Annotated in this window: 7 protein-coding genes; 4 read left to right on the forward strand and 3 right to left on the reverse strand. The window is 41.9% G+C overall.

Going from position 1 to position 3845, the window contains the following annotated elements; all coding sequences use genetic code 11:
* Nucleotides 1-92: 92 nt before the first annotated feature.
* The 3 genes from H6G26_RS39655 to H6G26_RS39660 form a co-directional block, all read right to left on the reverse strand.
* On the reverse strand, nt 93-539 hold the full coding sequence (locus H6G26_RS39655; RefSeq protein WP_347242597.1) for a hypothetical protein: 447 nt from the start codon (nt 537-539) through the stop codon (nt 93-95).
* Complete coding sequence (locus H6G26_RS44460; protein ID WP_347242598.1) at nt 524-751, reverse strand: hypothetical protein; 228 nt, start codon at nt 749-751, stop codon at nt 524-526. Before H6G26_RS44460 ends, H6G26_RS39655 begins: the two co-directional genes overlap by 16 nt.
* 301 nt (nt 752-1052) lie before the next feature.
* Entirely contained in the window at nt 1053-1277 is a 225-nt protein-coding gene (locus tag H6G26_RS39660) for a helix-turn-helix transcriptional regulator (protein ID WP_190737387.1), read from the reverse strand.
* Nucleotides 1278-1491: 214 nt separating this feature from the next.
* Here H6G26_RS39660 and H6G26_RS39665 point away from each other — a divergent pair, with 214 nt between their 5' ends.
* The 4 genes from H6G26_RS39665 to H6G26_RS39680 all read left to right on the forward strand — a co-directional run bounded on the left by H6G26_RS39665 (nt 1492) and on the right by H6G26_RS39680 (nt 3780).
* Nucleotides 1492-2346: a hypothetical protein gene (locus tag H6G26_RS39665; protein WP_190737389.1), complete on the forward strand. Its 855-nt coding sequence runs from the start codon at nt 1492-1494 to the stop codon at nt 2344-2346.
* Nucleotides 2347-2726: 380 nt separating this feature from the next.
* A complete protein-coding gene (locus H6G26_RS39670; RefSeq protein WP_190737391.1) occupies nt 2727-3053 on the forward strand; it encodes a hypothetical protein in 327 nt (108 codons plus the stop codon).
* A gap of 111 nt (nt 3054-3164) precedes the next feature.
* Entirely contained in the window at nt 3165-3311 is a 147-nt protein-coding gene (locus tag H6G26_RS39675) for a hypothetical protein (RefSeq protein WP_190737393.1), read from the forward strand.
* A 25-nt stretch (nt 3312-3336) separates the two neighbouring features.
* Nucleotides 3337-3780, forward strand: a complete 444-nt coding sequence (locus H6G26_RS39680; RefSeq protein ID WP_190737395.1) for a DUF1392 family protein — start codon at nt 3337-3339, stop codon at nt 3778-3780.
* Nucleotides 3781-3845: the final 65 nt, after the last annotated feature.

Genomic DNA, 3845 nt, shown 5'->3' on the forward strand with positions numbered 1-3845 from the left:
GTGATGTTTTTTCTGTCAGACGTTCCGCGATTACAACTATCGCTATAAATACCCCAGGCATCAATCTTTTTAGTTATCTCACCCCATTCAGATTAAGAAAACCAATCATTATAACACAAAATCAATTCTGCAAGAGGTCTATTGAGTACTTGGGTTCGCTCCATAATCCTTTGCACCACATCTTTGACGATTCTACCAGTAGGCACTTTCCCGCCAGCAACTACTTCTACTGCTCTTAGCCACACTTCCTGCTGTTCCTGGGGTTCAAGTTTAGTCATGGGTCGGACTTGCCCCTCTGCTGTCGGCAAAATGTCCACAAATTGTGGACATTTTTGCAAGTTGTCCACAACAACTGCCGCATCAACTAGCTGGTAAGAACGGGAACGATTGTAGCCAAACCTGTCTAAACAGTATTCATCAAAGGTTTTGTGCGTGGAGCGATACAATCTGCGATCGCCTACGGCGGGGCGAAGCCCATCACGTAATTCTATTAAAGCCTTGCCTGCTTCAAAAAACGCCCGCTCTACTTTCCTCTCCAAGTGCAGGCGGTAAGCGTAGCCATGCCGTCAGGCTTATCGCTTTGCTCCTCTTGGGTCAACTCTGTTACTTCAACAACAGTAACTGTAATCGTTGCTGAAGCTGGATCTAATTGCTGGGAGATATCTTCATTTGCAGAGCTAGCTGGTGGTTCTGAGCCACTGGATGTGCCAGAGGTGGCTTTTTTGCGTTTACGAGGTGGTTTGTTCATCATTCCACCTTTAATTTGCCAGTGTTTAAGCAGGAATTGAGTTCTGCCATTATGTAACTGTATTAGCTAACATCACCTCTGTTGAACCAGCAGTTACTTTGTCCTAGTCAATGAACTGTACAAGTATTTAATGGATTGACAATTATTTTTTAAATAAATTTCTATTTAGTTTTCATGCTGACCTTTTTTCAAATGGCAACACTGTACTACCGACAGATTTTCTTGCTTTCTTGTTGCTTTGAGATTTAGACTCATCTACAGGATTATTTTGCTCCGTGGCTGGAGTAATTGTACTTATGGGTAGTTATGAGTTTTCCTCATCATCATCCGGCACACGAACTAGTAACTCACCAACTTCACATTGTAAAATTTTGCACAACTTATCTAGCGTATCTAAAGGTATTGACTTAGCTTGTCCATATTCAATTTTTTGAACATTAGTCAATGACATCTCTAGTCGTCTTGCTAGTTCGTTTTGCGAAAACCCTCTGGCGTTTCTAATTTCTTTAAGTCTTACTTCCACAGCCATAATTTGAATTCATATAAATAGACTAACCCACTCTCAGAAGTCTATCTATTAATAGTATTTATTGTAAATGTTTATCACATAACCAACTCTTATCTTACCATCTATTGTATTACCCACTATTGGTTGGTAAAATATAAATAACAGAGGGCAATCACTAGTCCTGGAAAAACTTAGCGCGATTGCCCTTTGTCCTTACATTCAAGGAATCTATATCATGACACATCCCAAATACACACAGCAAGCCCTCTCCCGTTGCAATCTGCCCCGCCTCAAAAGAATCGCTGCCGAATTAGGCGTTACACCCACTCTTGACAAAAGAGCAGCTGAGACTTGGGTAAACGCAATCATCACCTACCAATCGACCGGGCTTCAGAAAGTTGACAACCAAGCGACAGCCCAAGCTGAACTCGACGGGTTTATCGCAACACAAGCCCAAACCATAGCTCCCGAACCCCTCACAATAGTCGAAATTTCTTTTGACCATCACGAATATTACGCTGGTAATCAACTAGTAGCCAGCATCAGCCATGACGACAACCACCTAACCCAACGCTGGGTAGTCATGGTCAACGGTAAAGAACTATTTCGTGCCAACACTCTAATGCGTTGCGATCGCTTCATCTGCACTCACTATAAAGATGGCACACTGCCAGTGCAAGAAGAAGCAGGGGGGCAGGGAGCAGGGAGCAAGGGAGAAGAAATTGCCCCCCTGCACCCCGCATCCTGCTCCTTGTCCTCTTCTACTACTGAAAACCAAATAATGGCGCATATCTTCAACGAGTGCCAGAATTACGGGTTTGAAATTCTCGATGATGGCATTTACAACAACAACGGCGTGAAACTGGGGCAAGTCGGATGCACTAACGGGAACTGGTGGGTAATCCAGGGTTTTTCAGGTCAGCAGTATTCTAACTCTGTGTTTGATGCTGTGCGATCGCTGTCGATGGTGGACGTATCTACTGATAGTAAATCCATTTTTGAGGAATATTTTTTAGACCAACCCTTAGAACAGCTAACTGGCAATAAATTGCAACGGCTGCTGGAAAGAGCAGAGTTAGTCACAGCGTAATTCAGTAGTCAGAATCCAGGAGTCAACTCCAATTTGCAATTCGCAATTCGCAATTCGCAATTAAGACAATTTAGTGGGGGCTTGCACCTCCCACTCTCTTGTTGACCACCAACCTACGGTGTGGTGGGGGCTTATACCCACTTTTAGCCAATTAATCAATTAGTTCATAATTCGCATTTTCAATTGCGAATTGCGAACTGCGAACTGCGAACTGCGAATTGTTTGGTCAGGAGTCAGTAAAGAAACAAAGAGTAGGGTGCAGAAGTTAATAAAATCTGCCTTTCTTTCTCCTCTTTTTCCCACCTCTTCCCGAAATTCTGACTTCTGAATTCTGGCTCCTGAATTCTTCTTTCATTTTCCCTTCATTCACCTATTCATCTATGAAACCGACAATCTCGATCCCTCAACACTGGCCCTACCCTCGCTTTCCCTTAGAACAGCGTACACAACAGGGCATCATCTTGGGACTTTATTACTATCCCTCCAGTACAGAGTTAGCTGAACAATTTGATGATGGTTGGCGCTATGTGCTGATGCCTAACAAGAATTCTGATAAAATATCGTACTTGAAAGAGGATCAAATCCAATCGCTCACGCCAGAAGAATTATTCCAGCAAATTACCGCAGAGATTGACTTTTATCAACAGCAGATAAGCATTCTCAACCGACAGTTAACCGTATTAACTAAGGGTGCAAACAATGGCTAATTCTACAGACAACTTTGAGGGTAGAGCCAATCATTCGCTTCGCTCAAATTCAAAATTATTAATTCAAAATTCAAAATTGAAGAATAAGAAATTAATTTTGAATTTTGAATTTTGAATTGTTTTGGTGGTTGTGTGCCATTACATCGGTTGCAATTCCAATTCTCAGATTCAGTTATTCAAACTCTGCTGGATAAAGAACTGGTGCAAGCGCAGAACACGGGACGCGGCTTTTTGTTAGAGATTGCCGAGGATTTTTAGGTTATTAATCCCAGGGAAGAAAAGCATGATTGACCATATTAACGCACTCAAAACAAGTTGGTATCTTTCTCCGCCTTGGGGAAAAACAATTCCATCCGTTGAGGTGAATTTACTGGAGAGAGTTTACCTCAGAACCACGAGAACATTCGGCTATTGCTGCGGTATGCAATGGAAGCATGAGTGCTGGATTTATTCAATTGATTGCCGTAATGAAATACTCCACGCCACACAAAACCAAATCATCGGTATTGGTGAATTAGAAGCCATCAAAGTGCAAAAACCTGCCTTTGTTCTGGGCGAAAGAGTGATGCTCTGTTCTCACGATAAGGGAACAAAACAACGGCTGATTTTGGGGATTGGGCTGGTGAATAATTCTTGGTTTTACCTTGTTGAATTGATGTCGCCAACTTTAACTCAATCAAGGACTATATCTAATAGATATATCCTTAATATAAACAAAATGGGATAATAAACTACGGAGTAAAAATTAGATATACAAAATATGACAAGTCCTTTGGCAAGAATTGAATCACA

This window comes from Nostoc sp. FACHB-888, assembly GCF_014696655.1.
Classification (GTDB): domain Bacteria; phylum Cyanobacteriota; class Cyanobacteriia; order Cyanobacteriales; family Nostocaceae; genus Nostoc.

What these genes read in the sequence shown, in the direction of transcription:
- H6G26_RS39670 (WP_190737391.1), top strand. Translation starts at nt 2,727, where the DNA reads ATGAAACCGACAATCTCGATCCCTCAACACTGGCCCTACCCTCGCTTT.
- H6G26_RS39665 (WP_190737389.1), top strand. Translation starts at nt 1,492, where the DNA reads ATGACACATCCCAAATACACACAGCAAGCCCTCTCCCGTTGCAATCTG.
- H6G26_RS44460 (WP_347242598.1), bottom strand. Translation starts at nt 751, where the DNA reads ATGATGAACAAACCACCTCGTAAACGCAAAAAAGCCACCTCTGGCACA.
- H6G26_RS39660 (WP_190737387.1), bottom strand. Translation starts at nt 1,277, where the DNA reads ATGGCTGTGGAAGTAAGACTTAAAGAAATTAGAAACGCCAGAGGGTTT.
- H6G26_RS39680 (WP_190737395.1), top strand. Translation starts at nt 3,337, where the DNA reads ATGATTGACCATATTAACGCACTCAAAACAAGTTGGTATCTTTCTCCG.